This window comes from Alcanivorax xiamenensis (genome assembly GCF_009846745.1).
GTDB lineage: Bacteria > Pseudomonadota > Gammaproteobacteria > Pseudomonadales > Alcanivoracaceae > Alloalcanivorax > Alloalcanivorax xiamenensis.
Genome location: NZ_AQPF01000060.1, coordinates 1 through 18,918, shown reverse-complemented (window position 1 = coordinate 18,918; position 18,918 = coordinate 1). Strand labels below are relative to the sequence as shown.

Below are 18,918 nucleotides of genomic sequence, written 5' to 3'. Positions count from 1 at the left end.
AATGCTGTCTCACTTTAGGGGAAGTGGACACGACAACCAGAGATACTGTCGATACTCAAACAAACCGAAAAGGGGAGGGCAATATTCGCAGCGTGTTGGATGTTCAGCGTCAGTGAGACCCGCTACCGCTATCAGCCCAAACTGAGCAGCGAGAACGGCGGGATCACGGATTGATTGGTACGGTATCTGTTCGACAGTACAAAAGAAGCCCGGAATTATGCCACTCGCTGGCTCTGACACTACAATCACAAACGACCCAGTATGGGATTCGGAGGGGTTAGCCCTCAGCAGCAGTTGCCCATGACTGCCTGGAGGTCTACTTCTGAATCCGTATAAAAATTGAGCGCTACGCTTTTGTGCTAATCTAAAAGTCTTGTGGCTTTTTCGAGAGGATGATTTTTTTGACTTTAAAATGAAGGTCTCCCTCGGCCCCTGGCCGAGGAAGACCTTTTGCGCTTGCTATTTTATAATTTCCTACCTTTTACAGGGTCTCCATTGTAAACCAGGTTGGTTCCATAAGCGGGGACAATTAGTTTGAAGCTGCCGCTTATATAGCCTCCATATTCAATTTCGAAATTTATATCTACGTCATTGATGTTAACCTGGTTTACGGTCATGCGACCATCATCCAGGAAGTTTATTTCACCTTCCATTTTCAATGTTGCAGGCAAACTGCTGAGGTTGTGTGACTGTCCTGCTAGCGAAATTTCAACAAATTTTGCATATAAATCAGGCAGATCAATATAAACATCGACTTCTGCTTCCAGGATGGGCTTTCCGTTTTCCCCTTCCTTGATTAAAGCTGAAATAGGCTTGGTCCGCATACACTGAGCTGTTGCGGAGTCCTGACAGTTAGGATCGTCTTTTGAGTACCTCATTCTCATTAACTGAGGGCCGGTGCTCAACCCTACTCCAACTTGGCCTGCAAGGATTGTATATATGTTGATGGAGGTGGACATGATTTGGCCGGGCCATAAATTTACCTTTAATCCTCCATCTTCGCTGTACTCAGTTGTAATGTTTGCCGCGATAGCACTTGTAAGATAGGTGAATCTGTCCTGTGGACACACCAAGGGGGTTCTGGGCTCATCCGGATCACTGTAGTCTTCCACGGGCTCCCAGCCACATCCGATTGTTATCCCATTAAGAAATGGCCCGCTATAGTCAGGGTCAGGAGTTCCTGTGGTCAATGAAACTATTTTTGCACTATTTTCAGGTGGGGCCACCCCTGCTGGATCTTTTTCGTGGGCATTGGGGTCTGCTGGAGATTCTGAAGCGTCCCGTTCGTGAATGTCGCCGAACTCTCTGTAGCCAACGATCTCAGCTGGGAATTCAGATGCGGAAGGACGTCGACTCATATTGGATTCATGGTAGAAATTAGCATTACTATCAGCTGACGATCCCGCCATGACAATGGTCACATCTTCACTGGTCTGTGCCCCTCGGAAATACTGTGTCATATCTGGACCACCAGCCGTGCTTTCCGCCATGCGGCTGACCATATCCGGAGGCTGTATTAGAAGAGATGTATCAAATAGCTGGGTCTGTATAGGAAGGCCATTAATGTCGCAAATAGACTGGCTTCCATCGCAGTTAGTCTGATTGGCCGCAGATAAATTGTCGCCATTTGAACGAAGGGTATACTTATATAGTATGCGATCTTCCCATGGTTTTTCGGGGAAGAAGATCAGGCGCTTCCCGGAAAGTGAAATATTGCCTTGGATAGATTGCCAAGAATTATCCGCTCCTTGTTTTTCGACCAGAAAGCTCCCTCCCAGTGTTACACTGTTTGGGTCAATTTCTCTGGAGAAGTGTACGATAATAGGGTTGTTTGCAGGTAACTCTTGTACAGGTAGCAAATCGTCAGGTAGCCGGGTAATTTCTCCTGAGCCGCTTGTGTAAACATCATTCAAGCCCCCCGCGCAGCGCCCCGCAATATCGTTGTCAAGGGCTGCTGTCGTTGAGTCTAGAACACAAGGGAACCCTGGCATCATATACAGTACAATCGGAGAGCGTTGCGGAACTGGTTCCTCTATCCCGCTGTTCCAATCGTGTTCCATTCCTCCTGCAAGAGAAACTATCTGATGCTTGACTTGACGGTCTACCTCAGCCGGAAAGCTGAAAGTTAACGCGGGCGTCGGCAAAAGGGAGTTGCCGGAGGTGTCGGTGATCTGGTTGCTCAGAACTATCTCGTAAGTAACATCACTACTTTGATCCAGTGATATTTGCGTGCTCTTCTTAAATGGAGAGTCGGGTGCGATGATTACCGACGTGCCATCTGAGGTAACAGTTGCAGGGCGAAGGACCCCATTTTCGAATAACTGGAATGTGTCCGAGTTTACCGTCGCGGGGGCGAGTGGTTCAGTAAAGGAGATGATGACGGGATCCGTCGTTTCATACATTTTCGGGGTTGTTCCAGGGACCCAGCTTTGTAGCGCGGGAGCGGTTTGGTCTACTAAAGCCTCTCGAGCATCGGCCGACCGGTCAGCGGTCTGGTCCTTGTAGGACTGCAGCTGGAAGCTGAGCAAGCCGTAGCCGTATTCCTGGCCGAGCACGTTCGGTTCCACCACGCTGACGGCATCGATGTTGAGTACGCCTTCGGTGGTGTCCACGGCGGCGGTGCCGATCAGTTCGATGTGCAGAATGTCCTGGGTGAAGGCGCCGTTGGTGCGCGGGTCTTCGGTGGCGATGGCCACGTCCATGAACAGGTGCACGATGCGCAGGGCGTCGCTGCGGTTGCTGTTATAGGGGTTGGGCACCAGGTAGCCGGTGGCGTCGCTGAGCATGCGCATTTCCACCTGGCCGGAGGAGAAGCCCGCTGGTACGTGGCCGCCGATCAGGACGTCGATGCTGCTGCCGTCGAGCACGGTGTTACGCGGCAGACGGATCGGGGTGACGTCCGGGTACTGGGTGACGTCCGCCAGTTCCGCCATCACCGCGTTGTTGCTGGCCTGGGTGATGTTGGCGTCTTCGCCGAGCAGCACGCCGTTCACCGGCACTTCGTTGATCGGCTTGCCGGTCAACGGTGACAGGTTGGTGCGGTTGGCGGAGTCGGTGATACGCTGCACCAGAATCCCCGGTTCACCACGCGGTGAGGAGTCCTTCGGCGTAAAGGCGATTTCGTCACCGCCGAAGGTCTCGCCATAGACGCTGGTGATGCCGTCGCCCAGGCGCAGGGTGTAGTTCTCGCCCGGAGTCAGGTAGGTGAAATACGGGTTTTCGGGATCGTCGGATTGCGGGTTCGGGTCCACGGTCATGTAGCGGTCGTTGACCACCAGCACCGCGTCCACCAGATTACCCTGGCTGTCGTACAGGCCCACGTTGTCCGCCGGCGCGGTGCTGCTGGCGGGGGCGTCGCCGTAGTGCACGGTGGCCGGGTCGATGGGCTGGCTGAACTGGAAGCGGAAGGTGGAGAAGTCCATCACCGGTTCGCTGCCGCCGCCGTCGGGGATGCGCCGTTCGATGACGAAGTCGTCACTGCTGACCACCAGGGAGCGCGGGCCTTCATGCAGCGGCCGGGTGGTAAAGCTCACCACCTGATTGGCGGCGGTGCCTTTTTCCAGTTTCAGGTTCTTGATCACCACGGTGTAGTCGGTGAGCGGCTTGAGCTTGTCGTCCGGGTTCAGTACCAGGCCGCGGGGTTCGCCGTCCACGGTGGAGAAGGTGGCGGCCAGAGTTGGGCCACTGGCGTCGCCTTCATGCAGGGTAATGGCCGCTTCGGCATCGGCCACGGTGACGGCACTGGAGAAGCGCAGCACCACCGGGGCCGGGGTCGGCACTTCGGTCTGGCCGTTATCGGGGTAGGCGTAGAGCAGGCTCTGCGTTTTGCTATCGCCGGTGCCAGGGCCAGGCATGTCGCTGCCGCCACCGCCACCACAGGCGCTGAGAATGAGAGCGGAGGAAATCAGCAAGGCCGTCCGCTTTGAGGTTATCGCGGTCATGACTACTCCTTAGAACTGCATGCTGATGGAGGCGGCGAAAACACTGACGTCACCGTCGGTCTTGACGCGGTCGTCGTTGCTTTCCTGGTCGGAGAGGACCCGGAAGTCCCGCTCGCCGATGGCGTGGTACTGGTAGGCCAGATCGAAGCGCACCGGGTGCTTGAAGCCGTAGACACGGTTGGCGGTGGCGTGGAAGCCCAGACCAAAGATGGTGCGGCGGGCATCCAGGTAGTTGATTTCCCGATTGACGCCGGTTTCCAGCGGCGATTCCTGGTAGGCGATACCGCCGGAGAAGCCGATGCCGGGTTCGAACTCGTATTCCACGCCGATACGCGGCGTAAAGGTGTCGCGGAACTGCAGATCACCGACATCCTTGATGTCGTCGTGACCGGAGGTCAGCTTGTCTTCGAGCTTGGACCACTCCTGGAATTCCAGGGCCACGCCGGTGCGCCACTTGCCTTTTTTGACCTGGGTACCGAACACATAGGTGTTGGGCTGGTAGGAGTCGATGGTGCTCAGATTGATGAACAGGCCGGGTTCCGGAATGGTCTCCGGGATCACCATGTTGGCGTCGACGCTGACCCGGGCATAGGAGTAGCCCCGGAAGGCGAAGGCGGTTTCCACGCCGTTGTACCAGCACTCGGCGTCCGGGCAGAAGGTTTCCTTCCAGTCCAGGCTCATGCTGACGATGGGACGCAGTACCGGCTTGGCGGTAACGTCCAGTTGCTCATACTGGGTATCGCCTGAGAGGTTGCTCCAGGCGTAGAGCTTGGCGTCGGAGTGCAGGGTGATGCGGGTGCCGAAGCCGATGGCGAGGCCGCGCCAGATGTTGGTGCCGACGCCCAGGGACAAAAACAGCGGCTCGCGGCCGTGGCTGAAGTATTGCCCATAGGGGGCGGTGCTGGAGTTGAACGCCATCAATTCCTGGGAGTACTTCTCGGAGCCGATCAGCAGGCCGAGCACGATGGGTTGGCCCAGTTCGGTGATGTCGGAGAGATCGGTGCGCAGGCCAAGCAGGATCTGCTGGGCGGGATCGTCCTGCACCTTGTAGGTCCCGTGGTTCTGGCTGTCCGCCTTGAGGTTGGGATCGGCGTGCATGAGACCGGCGGTCATTTCACCGCGGGTGTCGCGGGCCAGATAAGCGGGATTGTAAAAGGCGGTGGAGACCTGGGTGTTGAACATGGAGAGGGCCTGGACGGTGGCGACATCGCTGGGCATGACGCCATAGGTGGTAGCCAGGTTACCCATGTTCGCGGAAGCGATCGCGGGGGCAAGCAACAAAGCGCCGGCGCGAAGTCCGTTTCTCAGGCGGGAGCGTGATGACATTGGTGACAATCCTCCAATTTCTTATGTGATCTTCTTGGCATTTTTTTTATGTAGTGCCGCCCTTGGATTCGGGAGAGTGAAGGGGTAGAGCGGCGTACAAGGGGTAGGGTAGGACAGAACTGACTGTGTCCAGAATTTGTCATTGAAATGAAGCTCTTCAAGACACTTGACGAAATGAAAAAATATATAAAAAACAGAAGGTTATATGTTTTTTGCGGGAGGGTTGGTGAATGATTCCGGCGCTAAGGTCCAAGGAAAAAAGAAACAAAAAAGGCCAAAAAGTTTACTTTATGCGCACCAATACGGGGACACAAAACGTATACCCTGACCTGAACTGTACTCCGAAAAAGGGGACACAAAGAAGAGGGTGAAGAGATTAGCGCTGGAACGCGCGTAAAGTAAGGGGTTGGCTCTTGTTATCGTCCGCCAGGCATTATCGATTTTAAAGTAAACATATGTTCACTGCTGTAATGACGGCAATTTTTGTCTCGGCTGCCAACCGGGGGGCAAGAGGCGTTGTTGGTCTTGGATATATGAATTCGCGAGCAAGCGGAGCGCCGCCCGGCTCGCTTCCCACAGAGGGGCTACGGAGCCGCTGTGGGAAGCCGCCATGGCAGCGAATCCTGGTGCCGGGGCATGGGAAGAGGGAAGAAAAAATACCATAAAGCCCGTTTCCCGAAGCCCGGATCGGATCTCGGGCTTCAGGCATTGTTTGTCCCCGAGACGGGTCAGTGCTGGCTGCCGGTGCCGCGAAGCCAGCTCAGGATCGATTCCCGTGTCAGGTAATGAGGTTTTGCGCGTGGCCGTTGGTCTTGGGTCGTTCGGGCTTTAAGCGACCCAGTTTGACGTTTTTTGACGCACGCACCTCACCGTTGGAAAAGGTATAGACATCTCCGGTTTCGGAGAGAAACACGGTCCAGTACAGCTCGTGTTCCGGCCCATAGTCGATCAGTACGTGGGCCAGTCCCTCGCCCCTGGGGGTATTCAGGGGAATCGCCGGATTCAACTGAATCATCATCATGGCCAGAACCTCCATGGTTAATGCCAACACCCCGATTGTGGCGTGAGGCGAAGCGGAAACACCATAAAAGGACTGTAAAAGTAGATGAACGGTCGCCTTTTTACTGTATTTGACCGCTTTTCAGTGGTTTTCGATGCAACCTTTGCGAGGATTGTCGATCACAGGGAAACCTGCCTGGCCACCCCGCGATCGATGTGGGGAGTTTGGGGCGACAGCTTGAGAACAGGTAGTTAAAGGGGCGCGTCCAATGGCGCGGCCGCATAGTGAATGGAGGCTGAAAAATGAATTCAAGGCTCAATGCTTTGCTGGGCGGGGTGCTGCTCACCGCCGCCTTGCCGACCTTGGCGGCTGAGTCCGAGCCGCGCCCACGGGAGCCGCTGCCTTTGGAAAAAATAGCGCCTTATCCGCAAGCGGAGGAAGGTTACCAGCGCTGGGTGATCCGGTTGCCCGAGGCGGAAGACCCGGCCCGCATGCAGGTGGAGCTGATGCCCGGTAAAATCCAGTCGGTGGACTGCAACCACACCTGGTTCCACGGCAAGCTGGAGCAACAGACCCTGAACGGCTGGGGCTACTCTTACTGGCGGTTGACCGACGTCAGCGGGCCGGCGTCCACGCTGATGGGATGTGGTGACGATACCCGTCATGACGCCTTTGTCGGCGTTAACGGTGATGGCTTCGTGGTGCCCTACAACAGCCGGCTGCCGGTGGTGGTTTATCTGCCGGAGGGGTTCGAACTGCGCTATCGCCTGTGGCGAGCGGATGAGGAGCAGCGGGAGGCGGAGCAGGAGTAAGTGCGTACACGACCGAGGGATGCACGCCCACCGTTTTGCTACGAAGCCGCTGTGGGAAGCTGGCTTGCCAGCGAATGGGATAGATCCGGGTGTTTGGATTATTCGCTGGCAAGCCAGCTTCCCACAGAGGGAACGACAACGCTGCTGTGGGAGCTGCCCTGGCGGCGAACCCATCACCCTGGGAACCGATTCACAATTTCGGCGCCAGGCCACGACAACAACCGCTTGACTGATGTTCAATGTCAGGCACGATGGAATGAAAAAGTGCTCAGGAGGAGCCATGCCCCGGACTCAGCGTCCCGTGATAAACGGATATTTCAATTACTTCGAGCAGTGCGGAGACGCCATGCGCAGCGTGTTCCGCGACAACCTCGATTGCCGCCGCTATCTTGCCAATCTGTACGAGCTCAAATTGCGTTTTGAGGTGCCGATTTACGCCTGGTGCCTGCTGCCCGTGAGCGCCAGTATTCTTACCGGCCCGTTTCGCAGTAGTGAGGACGCCACCGAATTCATGCAGTCGCTGAGCCTGTTTCAGGTGGAGCCGCGTCGGATGACGGCGCCGAGCACCGCCAGCCGCCGTTGGGAGCAGCGCTTTCAGCTGTGTCAGGTGGCCCCGGGGTACTGGCCGCTGGCCTGCATGCGCTATATGGAATTCCTGCCGGTGCGGGCCGGCGAGTGCGACATGCCCTGGAACTACGCCTGGAGCAGCTTCCGGGCCCGCATGGGCATCGAACCCAGTGCCTTGCTGGATCCTTACCTGGGCTATTTGCGCATGGGGAACGACGAAGAGGATCGCCGGGAATGTTATCGGTTATTCATGGGACGGGGCGTGCCGGACGGTGAGGCCGCGACCATCCGTGAAGCTCTGCTCAGAGCATCGCCGTTAAAAGGATAACGAAAAGGGAGCCTCTGAAAAACACCCCGTCATCCCGGGCTTGACCCGGGATCTCCCTCTACAGGGTACACGGCCTGGTGGCCGGAGATGCCGGATCAAGTCCGGCATGACACAAGATCGAGTCCGGCATGACGTTTTTCAGAGGCTCCGAAAAGTAACGACGATTTCTGCCTTCAAGCCAACATTGGCTCTTTCATGGCACCTCAGGGTGCCGTTTTTTTTGAGCCCTCCGAGAAACGTCATGCCAGGGTCAAGTTCAGCATGACGACGGAGGTGTTTTTCAGTGATTTCGTTGTTCTTTAAAATTTCCCATGATTTTTTAACGGCTTCTTAAAAGAGCGTTGTTAATATTATTTAAAATAGCGTGATTCGCTATGTTGGGCGTGTGTTTTATACGGAAAAACAAGGTCCGTAGCCTTGTTTCAAGTAGGCTGTCGCGGCAAAACAAAAGGGGACAGATAAAATCCTTGTCATGGCGCCGATTTCGGGTTGGTATTTTTAGGGTGAAGTGTAAAATTACCGAAATATAATTAAAGACTGTGCAGAGAGCATGGCCATGCCACGGAAGAGGCGTTTTATTCTTCCAGACTTCCCCTGTCATATCATGCAGCGAGCCCGAGCCGGCGAGCGGATATTCCGGGAGGTGGAAGAATTTCATAAATACTTGCTGGATGTTCAGGATCTGCGCACTAAATTGGGTGTGAGGATTTATGCATGGTGCCTGTTGAGCGATCAGGTCAATTTATTGCTTGATCCCATGGGCGATCCCCGGCGCATTAGTGAGTTCATGAAATCGCTGTCGGTCAGAACGGTGCGCCGACACAACCGTATCGCCAAGCGTAATGGCCGGCTCTGGGACGGGCGCTATCGCTCGAGCCCGGTGCAATGGGGCCCGTGGTCGTTGTCCACCATGCGTTATATTGAATCTCTGCCCATGAGCATGGCGGGGGTGGGCTGTATTGATCATTACGACTGGTCCAGCCATGTCATCCGCATGGGGTTCATGGCCGGTTATCCGCTGGATGATCATCCGGACTATCTGGCGCTGCACAGCGATGAAGTGGAGCGGCAGAAACTCTACCGCCAGCTTCTGAGCCGGGAAATGCACGATGCCGAATGGTGCCGGGTCGATAACGCCATTCATCGCAACCAGCTTACCGGTGACGAGTGCTTCACCGACCAGGTGGAAAAAGCCACCGGTGTCCGCTTGGCCAGCCGGGGCCCCGGCCGTCCCAAGGGCTCAGTATCCAGAACTCCCCGCCGTCGCAAGGCACGCCGCCGCCGTTGAGCTTTTCTCTGGCCGCCGGTCCGCCTACCTGTAATTCGCTGCCAAGGCAGCCTCCCGCAGCGGCTCCGTAGCCCTCTCTGTGGGAAGCTGCCTTGGCAGCGAATAGGCGTCTTGATGGTATCGATTGCGATAAACGGCGACCTTGGATAAGGTTTTATTCAATTGATTTATTGATCATTTGAGGTCCATGCATGCCCGTGTCTCGCCAGGAACTGTTTGATGTGCTCTCGCAAGTGGGGCGGGCCTTGGGAAGCGGCCATCGGCTGGCGTTGCTGGAACATTTGGCTCAGAAGCACGCGCCGGTGGAGGAACTGGCGGGGGCCAGCGGCCTGTCCATCGCCAATGCGTCGCAGCATCTCCAGCATCTGCGCCGCGCCGGGCTGGTCACCGCCCGCCGGGACGGGCGGCAAATGGTCTATCGGCTCACGGACGAACGCATCCTGCGACTACTGACTCTGATGCAGGAGGTGGCGGAAACGCATATAGCGGAGATGGAACGCCTCATGGGGAGGTTGTTCGACGATGACGATGCCGGTGAAACCCTGGAGCCGATGACCCGCGCGCAATTGCAGCGGGCCCTGGAGCAGGGGGAAGTGACCTTGCTGGATGTGCGTCCCCGTGAAGAATATCGGGCGGGGCATCTGCCTGGTGCCTTGAACGCGCCGGTGGTGGAGCTGGAAACCATGCTGTCGGCGTTGCCGAGGGATCGCGAGATCGTGGCTTATTGCCGTGGCGTTTATTGCATATTCTCCCATGATGCCGCCCGCTTGTTGCGCGAGCGGGGCTTCCAGGTGCGCCGTTATCAAGCGGGGATCATGGAATGGCGTGCCGCCGGGCTGCCGCTGGCGGAATAGGGGCTAGCCGGGAGCCGGACATCTGTTAGACTCAAAGTCGGATCATGGAACGTCAAACGCCGTGAGGCGCGGACGAAACTGGCAAGAGGCAAACACCATGCTGGTAGAAAGAATAAAAGAATCACAACAGCAATATCGACAGGCGGGCTTGTCCCAGGGCGTGGCCCAGCAATGGCAGCAGGGCGTTGAAAAGGGCGCCACTGATGTCGCTCGTTCCATTCTGCAACGGCAGCTGCAGCGCCGTTTCGGTCATATTCCCCCGCATATCGAGTCACAATTGGATACGGCGTGTCTGGATGAGCTGGACCGGTGGATCGATCGCCTGTTCGACAGTCTGACGATTGGTGAGGTCTTCCGCTGATCCGGCGTGATGATGTGCCCCCAGATGGCGGCGTTCAAGGACCCTCGCTCATCTTTTCGAGACGCTTTGCTGCCACCAGGCCCAAAGCGCGGCAAGGGCGGGAATGCCGAAAAGGAACAAATGCACCAGCAGTTCTTCACCGAGCGCATAGCCGGCGCGCAGCCCCTGGCTCAGGTTGACGGCACTGACCAGCAGCCACACCACGATAAACCCCAGAGCCGCGCGACCGCGCCAGTGTGGGCGGCTGAATAACTGCAGCAAACCCAGTAACAGCAGTCCCGCGACGATAAAAAGAAGCGTACGCATAGTCATTTCCCTAAATTAAAAGGCCCGTTTGCACCCAACATGTAGGGATGCTCACGCGCCGATTCGCCGGCAAGCCGGTCTCCCACAGCGGCTTCGTGGCATTCTCCGTGGGAAACTGGCTTGCCAGCGAATACAGCGCGAAATCATATCTCCAGGACCAATAGGCTGGCCACGTCACTCTCAGCGCGTGGTGTAGCCGCCGTTGGCGAAAATCGTTTGGCCAGTGATCCACCAGCCGTCGGTGGCGAGGAAACGCACGATCGGTTCGATGTCCTCGATCTTGGTCAGGTCACCATTCATCGCCTGGGACTTATGAAACTCCACCCGCTCCGGGGTTTCCTGGGGATAGAAGAACGGCGTGTCCATGGGGCCCGGGGCGATGGCGGTGACGGAAATGCCACGCGAACCGAACTCCTTGGCGGCGGCCCGGGTGAAATGATCCACCGGCGCTTTACCGCCGGCATAGGTGGAGTAGCCGTCGGTGAAGGCCCCCAGCAAGGCGGTGACGATGGTGATGATCTTGCCGTTGTCGTTGAGGGTTCGGCCCGCTTCCTTGATAAAGAAATAAGCCGCCTTGGCATTGATGTCGAACATCGAGTCGTACTCGTCTTCCGACGTTTCCAGGATCGGTTTGCGCAATACCTTGCCCACCGTGTTCACGGCGATGTCCACGCCGCCGAAGTGGGATATGGCCTGGTCGAACAGAGCGGTAACCTGTTCCGGTTTGCTCAGGTCGCCCTGTACCGCCAGAGCCTCACCGCCGGCATCCTTGATGGCTTGTACCGTGGCGTCGGCATCCGCTTTGGAGCCGTCGCTATGATAATGCACCACCACCTTGGCCCCGTCTTCCGCCATTTTGCGGCTGATCAGCCCGCCGAGGTTCTTGGCGCCGGCGCCGATCACGGCGACTTTGTTTTCCAGAGTCTGCGCGGTCATATCCATTCTCTCCTTACTGGACTTTAGTTGCGTATGCGTTGCGGCGAATCCTCGAATCAAAGGGAGGGGAGGTCACCGTCCTTGTTGAGGTTAACCACACGCCTTCCCGGGATCATGCCTACTTTCTCGACAGCAGTGTTCGGACTCAACGAACAATGCCCCGCTATCCGGCATGCCATTCGTTTCCCTCTGATGGGTTACGAAGCTTCTACCGCGGCTTTGGAGAAGTCTCTGAATGTATATCGCCCCATGTTTGTTGCAACGCGGATTGCACTTAACGCAATCGACCCGGAGGAAGCCTGCCACTTAGGATGGGCCTCGCAAAGGGAGAGCATGATTATGAACAATAGTGACCCGGCCCATTTTCTTGTACGGCGCGACGACCCGCGCACCGTTCGCTGGCGGCGGGAGCCACGACCGCCGTCTCTGCCGGAGGGCGAGATCGAGGTGCTGGTGGATAAGTTCGCGCTTACCGCCAACAACATCACCTACGCGCGTTTGGGAGACAGCGGTGGTTACTGGGACTTCTTCCCGCGGGCGGACGGCTGGGGTTCCGTGCCGGTGTGGGGGTATGGGCGTGTTATTGCTTCCAGGCATGGGACGATCGCGGTGGGCGAGCGCATTTATGGCTACTTTCCGATGAGCAGCCACCTGCGCCTGGCGCCGCGGAACGTGACCGCCCGCCGTTTTCTGGACGGCGCCGGACATCGCCGCGAACTGCCATCCACCTATAACGAATACACTCGCGTGGCGGAGCCGGAAACGGACCGGGAAAACCCCCATCTGGTGTTGCGGCCGTTGTTCAGCCTGTCGTTCTTTCTGGCCGACTGGCTACAGCAGCAGCGGGCCTTTGGTGCCGAGCAAATCCTGATTTCCAGCGCTTCCAGCAAAACCGCACTGGGGCTGGGCTTCATGCTAACCAGCGAGGAGCGTCCTGTTGGCGAGGTGATCGGGCTCACCGCCCGGGCCAATCGCCGCTTCGTGGAAAGCACCGGGCTCTACGACACGGTGCTGTGTTATTCCGATCTGGACAAGGTCCGGTGCCGGCCGTCGGTCTACGTGGACATTTCCGGCAACCAGCGGAGCCGGGCGGCGGTGCACCTGCACCTCGGTGATAATCTCCGTCACAGTTGCCGGGTAGGCTTTGCCCACTGGGACGCGGCCTCGCCGAATCTGCGTGGGCAGGAGCCGGGTTTGCCTGGGCCGCCGCCGACGTTGTTCTTCGCGCCGGATCACATTCTTGCCCGGCGGCGGGCCTGGGGCGGGCAACGTCTGGCGGAGACGGTACGGGATCACTCCGCGCGTTTTTACCGGCACGCGGCACGATGGCTGGAAATCCGCTCCTCCAGGGGGGAGGAGGCGGTGGAGCGGGTCTACCGTGAGGTGCTGGAAGGCCGGGTACGCGTGGATCAGGCAAACGTGCTTTACTGGTGAGCTCATCTCCGAGGAGACGCGAATGTGAACCGGCGCTCGCCCCCCTGGGGGGCTATCGAAGCGTTCATCGTCGCCGCGCGCGCCGGCGGGTTTCGTGACGCGGCGGAGAAACTGGGGCTGAGTCCATCGGCGTTTTCCCGTCGTATCCAGGCGTTGGAGGAGCACATCGGCGTGCAGCTGTTCGATCGCTCCAGGCCCTCTCCCCAACTCACCGCCGCTGGACGCCGATACCTTCTGCGTCTGGAGCCGGGTTATCAGGCCTTGCGCGCCGCCACCGAGTGGATGGCTCCGGATCCGGCATACCGCCCATTGCGGGTGGGGATTTCCCAGTCTCTCGCCATCAGTTGGTTGTTGCCCCGCCTGCATCGCTTCCAAGAGCGCGAACCGGGTATCGAACTGATCCTGCAAACCCGTTCCGGGGATATTGACCTGGTGGGCGGTGCCGCTGACGTGGGGATTCTCTTCGGCGACGGGCAATGGCCTCACCTGGTTTCGGAACCGCTAATGGCGGTCTCCGCCGAGGTGGTCTGCGCCGAGCGTCTGACCTATGGCTTGCCGCCGCCCGCTCGGAAAGAGGACTTGCCCCGGCACCGCCTGCTCGAAGCCGTGTACCCCGCCAATCAATGGCGTGACTGGTTTCAATGGGCGGGACAACCATCCTGGTCCAGCCAGGAACGGCTCCGTTTCGACAGCCTGCAGGTCTTGTACGAAGCCGCCGTCCGCGGTCAGGGTGTCGCCCTTGGCGTCCGCCCCCTGGTGACGCCGTTTCTTGAAAGTGGGCGCCTCGCCGTGGCCTTTCCCGGTGCCTGGACGATTCCCGGCCATTACCACATCGCCACCGCGCCCGGGCGCCGGCATGACCGGGCCGTGCGGGTGTTCTGGCACTGGCTGAAGGAGGAGGCAGGCGCGCTGGAGAACGCCCGATGCCGACAATAAACGGTGTCAATATGCCTTTGCGTTGCCCACTGCTATAAAGTGTCTACTGGTATTGCGTGACATTCTTTCAAGAAGGTTAATAAAATGAATTCAGGCAAGAACAATAAGGCTTCCAATATAACTGTCCAGCGCGCTGACTTTGGCCGGGTTTCCGTTCTGTTTGGCGAAAAAAGTGGTAAGTATCCCGACGGCAATCAGGTACTCATACGAGGGACGGATACACGCGCGGCATTCGACACCCCCATTGTATCGAACTATATCGGCGATGAGTTCGACATCACCGAAATGGTGATCATGGGGCATGTGCATGAAGACCATATGGCGGGGCTGCACCGTCTTCCTGAGGCGGAGGTCCATGTGCACGAGGCGGACTTGCCATCGGTGCGAAGCTGGGAAGGCCTGGTGGCGGCCTTCGGTATGACATCGGAAGAGCGTATCGAGCAAACACTGAAGAAGTTCCAGAGGGATTTCTTTTACGCCCCGCGTCCGGACGCGCAAGGTTACCAGGACGGCGCGTGCTGGGATCTTGGCGGGTCCACGGTCCGGGCCTTCCACATGCCCGGCCACACCGCGGGCCATTGTGTGCTGCTGGTGGAGCCCGAGGGCGTGGCTTTTATCGGTGACATCGATCTGACCGGGTTCGGCCCGTACTACGGCGACGCTTGTTCGAACCTGGGGGACTTCCGCCGCACCCTGGAGCGGTTGCCGGAGATTCCCGCCAAAGTCTGGGTGACCTCCCATCACCGGGGTGTCTATACCGACCGGGAGCATTTTCTCAACGACCTCGCTGCCTTCGCCGCCAAGATCGATCAGCGTGAGCAGCGGCTGCTGGATTTGCTGGGCCACTCCCCGAGAACACTGGAACAACTGGTGGAACAGCGGCTTCTCTATCCCCCAGGATTCAATGCCGCCTGGGTCACGGACGCCGAGATACGAACGATCTCACAGCATCTCGCCGAGCTCACGGCCAGTGGCCGGGTCGTCACGGATGAGCCGGGCATCTATCGGCTTGAGAGCCGAGCGCCTTAGCGGCCTCTGAAAAACGTCATGCCGGACTCGATCCGGCATCTCCTGCTGCAAAGCTACGCACCCTGCGGAGGGTGATTCCGGGGTGTTGTCCAAAGGTTCCCTTACACCCGCCTCAAGAAAGAGCTGATTTCGTTTTATCCTTATGAGCGAAAGGGTGACTTTGGACCAGACCTTATTCTATTTCCTGTAATAAAAATAAAAGAAGAGCCGTGAATTGGCACTATTGCAAAAACTGGCTTGAAGTGAATTGCGGGAAATCGAAGTGAAGGGCGAAAGCCTTGAAAAGACGCAGAGCGGCCTCGGAAGTGATCGACGCTAGAATAATTATTTGTTATAAATCGAATTGTATAAAAATAATACAACGCCGCAATTTCCTATCAGCGCCACACCGGCACCGGGAAGTCAGCGCAGCCACCTGAAATACAGAACGATTCCGATAGGGCCACAGGCAACTATGGAGCAGGGGCATGTCAAGGAAGAAACGTATTTTAGTGGTGGGGGAAGCCCATCACATCTTCGAGGAAAGCTGTGATCATGAAGCGGTATTTCTTGAGCATCAGGATTATCACGCGTATCTGCGTCTGCTGAAAGCCGCCAAAAGCCGCTTCCAGGTGCGGGTGCACGGCTGGTGCCTGTTGCCCAACGCCGCCCATTTGCTGCTGCGTCCCATGCGCGATGCGGGTGACCTCAGTTGTTGCATTCAGTACGTGCAGCGCCGTTACAGCCAGGATTTCAACCAGCGTTACGGGCGTGATGGTCCGCTTTGGCAAGGCCGCTTTCGCAGCGCCTTGGTGGAGCCCGGCCAGTGGTTGTTGGCGGATCTGCGATACATGGAACTGCTGCCCGTGATGGAGGGGCTGACCCATTCGGTGAGCCGCTATCGCTGGAGCAGTCACGGGGCGAGGATGCGAGGCGGGCCGGATGGATTGATCGATTTCGACGCAAGTTTTTTGCAACTGGGGCCGGATCTGTCCAGCCGCAGGGAGGCGTTCAGGGAACTGCTTACGGTGGGGTGTGAAGCGCGCGAACGGGAACGTATAGAGGCCGGGGTGAAACGCAATCAGTACATCGGCAGCAGGGCCTATGCCGATCAGCTGGAAACACTGACCGGTGAGCGCATCCACTTTCGCGGGCGTGGCAGGCCCAGCAAGAAATGACCGTGGCGGCTTCCTCGCCGTGAGCTTTAAATAATAGCGTAAGTCACTCTTTTTATTGATTTTTTTAAAGAAAAAGGTTGTCTGTCCGGAAGGTATGAGCCATAGTAATCCGTATTGATCGGGAGCATCATGTTTCCCGTCGAGGATGGATGATTGGTTTTTGCTGTTGTTTATGCACGCTCAACCAGGGCCTTCCCTGCTTCCATATTGGCCCCAAACCAATTGGCCTCTGGTTTGAGCGCTTTTTTCTCTCTGGAATACATCTTCGAGGCTCATTCACGCTCCCTCTTTGGGAAGCGGCCTCGGCATCGATTCGACACGCCAGACAAGACCTGAGCCGAATGAAGGGCGCGAACCTTTCTTACGTTCACTACCTCTTTTCGCTGACAGGTCTTTCCGTTTCGGCTGACAGACTGATCCTGCTTCTCAGTGTCATGGTGTCCTCCTGCCAGGGGAGGGGATATGACGGATCACGATACCAGCTACAAGTTTCTATTCGCACACGCGGAGATGGTGCGGGACCTATTGCTGGGATTCATGGAGGGGAGCTGGGTGAGGGAGCTTGATTTTGTCTCTCTTGAGAAAGTCAGTGATGGCTATGTCAGCGACGACTTGCGTGCCCGGCATAACGACGCCTTATGGCGGGTACGCTGGAAGAGGGAGTGGCTGTACATCTATCTGATGCTGGAGTTTCAATCCAAGGAAGACCGTTACATGCCCGTCCGGATTCAGACATACCTTGGTCTGTTGTATCAGGACCTGATCCGGCGAGGGGAACTGGAAGTGGATGGGCGCCTGCCCGCGGTTCTGCCCATTGTGTTGTACAACGGTCGACGGCGCTGGCGTGCCGCCACGGATCTTAATGATCTGATCCAGGAATCACCGGAAGCATTGCACCCCTATCTGCCCAAGCAGCGTTTTTTCCTGGTTGACCAGGGGCTTTATGCAGACAAGGGTAATCTGAGAGAAAGGAACCTGGTTGCCGCGGTGTTCGCGCTTGAAAACGGAGCAACATCAAGAGACATGCTGCGCGTCATTGCGCGTTTGGTGGACTGGTTGAAGGATCCAGAGCAACAATACCTGCAGCAAGGCGTTCTGGAATGGTTGCGTCGGCGAGGCGCACGCCTGGACTCGCAGGTGCCCTGGCAGGAGATTCATACTTTAAGGGAGGCACATAGCATGTTGGAAGACAGAGTGAGGGTGTGGAAAGCCCAGTTTCGGCGTGAAGGGCTGGCGGAAGGCAGGCAGGAGGGAATTAGGCAGGGGCTCAAACAAGGCCTTTCACAAGGCCTCGAGCAAGGCCTGGAACAGGGCCTGGAACAGGGCCTTTCACAAGGCCTCGAAAAGGGCCTCGAACAAGGCTCCACCACCGAAGCCCGAAACATCCTGCTGCGCCAATTACGGCGCCGCTTCGGCGACCTGCCGGCGGAGATCGAAACCAGGCTGAGCAGCGCCAGCCGGGAGCAGCTGGAAGATTGAATCGACCGCGTTTACGAGGTGGAGACAGTGGCTGCGGTTTTCGAATAGCACCACCCTGTATTCACACCCCCTGTGGGAGCCTGCCTGCAGGCGCATTCTTCTCTCTTAAAAACCTTCGCCAGCAAGGCTGGCTCCCACGGCGGCTTCGTCGCCCACTCCCGCCTGTGGGAAGCTGCCTCGGCAGCGAATCAACACGCCGGACAGGACCTGATACGAATAGTCCTTTACAAAACAGGCTTACAAATCAGAGCGGCATTCTCTTTTATAATTTCTTTATTCGCTTCAATGGGTTGCTCTGTTTTACCTGCTATATCATAGTCTACTTTATCGGGGATGGCGGCCCGCCGCGGAACAAGTCAGGAATAGGGTCAATACTCACAATGCTTTGGCCAAAAGCTGACGCCCTTTTCCGCTTTGACTGACAGACCTGCCCGCCATCCGTGGTCATACTCCTCTCTGTTTTTGGGAGAGGGATATGACGGATCACGATACCAGTTACAAGTTTCTGTTCGCGCACGCGGAAATGGTGCGGGATTTACTGTTGGGGTTCATGGATAGTGGCTGGGTGCGAAGCCTGGATTTGACTTCTCTGGAGAAGGTAAGCGATGGCTATGTCAGTGATGATCTGCGCACCCGGCACAATGATGCTCTTTGGCGAGTACGTTGGAAGCGGGAGTGGGTATACCTCTACCTGATGCTGGAATTTCAGTCCAAGGTGGACCATTACATGCCGCTGCGGATCCTGACGTACACCGGACTGTTGTATCAGGATCTGCTTCGGAGTGAGGCCCTGGAGGAAACGGGGCGCTTGCCCCCGGTACTACCCATCGTGTTGTACAACGGCCGGCGCCGCTGGCGTGCTGCCACCGATCTGAGTGACTTGATCCAGCCGGTTCCGGATGCGCTGAAACCCTATCAGGCCCGGCAAAAGTTCATGTTGTTGGACCTGGGAATACAGGCAGGCGAGGGGGCATTGCGTGAAAGGAATCTGGTCGCCGCGGTATTCGCAATGGAAACCAGCGTGACCGAGGAGGACATGTTGCGGGCTTCCTTATGTCTCGTAAACTGGCTGGAAGGAGCAGGGCAAGCCCACCTGCAGCAAGGTGTTTTGGAATGGTTGCGTCGGCGAGGCCCACGCCTGGACTCGCAGGTGCCCTGGCAGGA

16 protein-coding genes are annotated in these 18,918 nt (G+C 57.4%); 11 read left to right on the top strand and 5 right to left on the bottom strand.

Annotated features, from left to right (window positions below; all coding sequences use genetic code 11):
* Positions 1-464: 464 nt before the first annotated feature.
* The 3 genes from A6D6_RS19730 to A6D6_RS19720 all read right to left on the bottom strand — a co-directional run bounded on the left by A6D6_RS19730 (position 465) and on the right by A6D6_RS19720 (position 6,288).
* Positions 465-3,941, bottom strand: a complete 3,477-nt coding sequence (locus tag A6D6_RS19730) for an Ig-like domain-containing domain (RefSeq protein WP_159661657.1) — start codon at positions 3,939-3,941, stop codon at positions 465-467.
* 9 nt (positions 3,942-3,950) lie between these two features.
* Positions 3,951-5,267, bottom strand: a complete 1,317-nt coding sequence (locus A6D6_RS19725; protein ID WP_133493066.1) for an outer membrane protein transport protein — start codon at positions 5,265-5,267, stop codon at positions 3,951-3,953.
* A gap of 778 nt (positions 5,268-6,045) precedes the next feature.
* Positions 6,046-6,288 (bottom strand): hypothetical protein, encoded by a 243-nt coding sequence (locus A6D6_RS19720; protein WP_014994944.1) that lies wholly within the window; start codon positions 6,286-6,288, stop codon positions 6,046-6,048.
* Positions 6,289-6,569: 281 nt separating this feature from the next.
* Here A6D6_RS19720 and eco point away from each other — a divergent pair, with 281 nt between their 5' ends.
* The 5 genes from eco (at position 6,570) to A6D6_RS19695 (ending at position 10,477) form a co-directional block, all read left to right on the top strand.
* On the top strand, positions 6,570-7,079 hold the full coding sequence (gene eco, locus A6D6_RS19715; protein ID WP_159661656.1) for a serine protease inhibitor ecotin: 510 nt from the start codon (positions 6,570-6,572) through the stop codon (positions 7,077-7,079).
* A 280-nt stretch (positions 7,080-7,359) separates the two neighbouring features.
* Positions 7,360-7,974 (top strand): hypothetical protein, encoded by a 615-nt coding sequence (locus A6D6_RS19710; RefSeq protein WP_159661655.1) that lies wholly within the window; start codon positions 7,360-7,362, stop codon positions 7,972-7,974.
* A gap of 604 nt (positions 7,975-8,578) precedes the next feature.
* The gene (locus A6D6_RS19705) at positions 8,579-9,262 is read left to right on the top strand and encodes a transposase (protein WP_159661654.1); all 684 of its coding nucleotides are present in this window, start codon (positions 8,579-8,581) and stop codon (positions 9,260-9,262) included.
* 191 nt (positions 9,263-9,453) lie between these two features.
* A complete protein-coding gene (locus A6D6_RS19700; protein ID WP_159661653.1) occupies positions 9,454-10,116 on the top strand; it encodes an ArsR/SmtB family transcription factor in 663 nt (220 codons plus the stop codon).
* Between the two features lie 97 nt (positions 10,117-10,213).
* Entirely contained in the window at positions 10,214-10,477 is a 264-nt protein-coding gene (locus A6D6_RS19695) for a DUF4351 domain-containing protein (RefSeq protein ID WP_133493071.1), read from the top strand.
* A 48-nt stretch (positions 10,478-10,525) separates the two neighbouring features.
* On the opposite strand, the gene A6D6_RS19690 is transcribed toward A6D6_RS19695, so the two are convergent.
* Both A6D6_RS19690 and A6D6_RS19685 read right to left on the bottom strand, forming a co-directional pair.
* On the bottom strand, positions 10,526-10,783 hold the full coding sequence (locus A6D6_RS19690) for a hypothetical protein (RefSeq protein WP_159661652.1): 258 nt from the start codon (positions 10,781-10,783) through the stop codon (positions 10,526-10,528).
* 180 nt (positions 10,784-10,963) lie between these two features.
* Positions 10,964-11,719: an SDR family oxidoreductase gene (locus A6D6_RS19685; RefSeq protein ID WP_133493073.1), complete on the bottom strand. Its 756-nt coding sequence runs from the start codon at positions 11,717-11,719 to the stop codon at positions 10,964-10,966.
* Between the two features lie 339 nt (positions 11,720-12,058).
* On the opposite strand from A6D6_RS19685, the gene A6D6_RS19680 reads away from it, so the two are divergent.
* The 6 genes from A6D6_RS19680 to A6D6_RS19655 all read left to right on the top strand — a co-directional run.
* A complete protein-coding gene (locus tag A6D6_RS19680) occupies positions 12,059-13,153 on the top strand; it encodes a DUF2855 family protein (protein ID WP_159661651.1) in 1,095 nt (364 codons plus the stop codon).
* Positions 13,154-13,177: 24 nt separating this feature from the next.
* Entirely contained in the window at positions 13,178-14,089 is a 912-nt protein-coding gene (locus tag A6D6_RS19675; RefSeq protein WP_159661650.1) for a LysR substrate-binding domain-containing protein, read from the top strand.
* Positions 14,090-14,173: 84 nt separating this feature from the next.
* Positions 14,174-15,118, top strand: a complete 945-nt coding sequence (locus tag A6D6_RS19670) for an MBL fold metallo-hydrolase (protein WP_159661649.1) — start codon at positions 14,174-14,176, stop codon at positions 15,116-15,118.
* Positions 15,119-15,585: 467 nt separating this feature from the next.
* On the top strand, positions 15,586-16,275 hold the full coding sequence (locus tag A6D6_RS19665) for a transposase (RefSeq protein ID WP_133493077.1): 690 nt from the start codon (positions 15,586-15,588) through the stop codon (positions 16,273-16,275).
* A 462-nt stretch (positions 16,276-16,737) separates the two neighbouring features.
* Positions 16,738-17,754: an Rpn family recombination-promoting nuclease/putative transposase gene (locus tag A6D6_RS19660; protein WP_159661648.1), complete on the top strand. Its 1,017-nt coding sequence runs from the start codon at positions 16,738-16,740 to the stop codon at positions 17,752-17,754.
* A gap of 475 nt (positions 17,755-18,229) precedes the next feature.
* Positions 18,230-18,918: Rpn family recombination-promoting nuclease/putative transposase (locus tag A6D6_RS19655; RefSeq protein WP_159661647.1), on the top strand; the 689-nt coding region annotated here is incomplete at its 3' end.

What these genes read in the sequence shown, in the direction of transcription:
- A6D6_RS19730 (WP_159661657.1), bottom strand. Translation starts at nt 3,941, where the DNA reads ATGACCGCGATAACCTCAAAGCGGACGGCCTTGCTGATTTCCTCCGCT.
- A6D6_RS19725 (WP_133493066.1), bottom strand. Translation starts at nt 5,267, where the DNA reads ATGTCATCACGCTCCCGCCTGAGAAACGGACTTCGCGCCGGCGCTTTG.
- A6D6_RS19720 (WP_014994944.1), bottom strand. Translation starts at nt 6,288, where the DNA reads ATGATGATGATTCAGTTGAATCCGGCGATTCCCCTGAATACCCCCAGG.
- eco (WP_159661656.1), top strand. Translation starts at nt 6,570, where the DNA reads ATGAATTCAAGGCTCAATGCTTTGCTGGGCGGGGTGCTGCTCACCGCC.
- A6D6_RS19710 (WP_159661655.1), top strand. Translation starts at nt 7,360, where the DNA reads ATGCCCCGGACTCAGCGTCCCGTGATAAACGGATATTTCAATTACTTC.
- A6D6_RS19705 (WP_159661654.1), top strand. Translation starts at nt 8,579, where the DNA reads ATGCAGCGAGCCCGAGCCGGCGAGCGGATATTCCGGGAGGTGGAAGAA.
- A6D6_RS19700 (WP_159661653.1), top strand. Translation starts at nt 9,454, where the DNA reads ATGCCCGTGTCTCGCCAGGAACTGTTTGATGTGCTCTCGCAAGTGGGG.
- A6D6_RS19695 (WP_133493071.1), top strand. Translation starts at nt 10,214, where the DNA reads ATGCTGGTAGAAAGAATAAAAGAATCACAACAGCAATATCGACAGGCG.
- A6D6_RS19690 (WP_159661652.1), bottom strand. Translation starts at nt 10,783, where the DNA reads ATGCGTACGCTTCTTTTTATCGTCGCGGGACTGCTGTTACTGGGTTTG.
- A6D6_RS19685 (WP_133493073.1), bottom strand. Translation starts at nt 11,719, where the DNA reads ATGACCGCGCAGACTCTGGAAAACAAAGTCGCCGTGATCGGCGCCGGC.
- A6D6_RS19680 (WP_159661651.1), top strand. Translation starts at nt 12,059, where the DNA reads ATGAACAATAGTGACCCGGCCCATTTTCTTGTACGGCGCGACGACCCG.
- A6D6_RS19670 (WP_159661649.1), top strand. Translation starts at nt 14,174, where the DNA reads ATGAATTCAGGCAAGAACAATAAGGCTTCCAATATAACTGTCCAGCGC.
- A6D6_RS19665 (WP_133493077.1), top strand. Translation starts at nt 15,586, where the DNA reads ATGTCAAGGAAGAAACGTATTTTAGTGGTGGGGGAAGCCCATCACATC.
- A6D6_RS19660 (WP_159661648.1), top strand. Translation starts at nt 16,738, where the DNA reads ATGACGGATCACGATACCAGCTACAAGTTTCTATTCGCACACGCGGAG.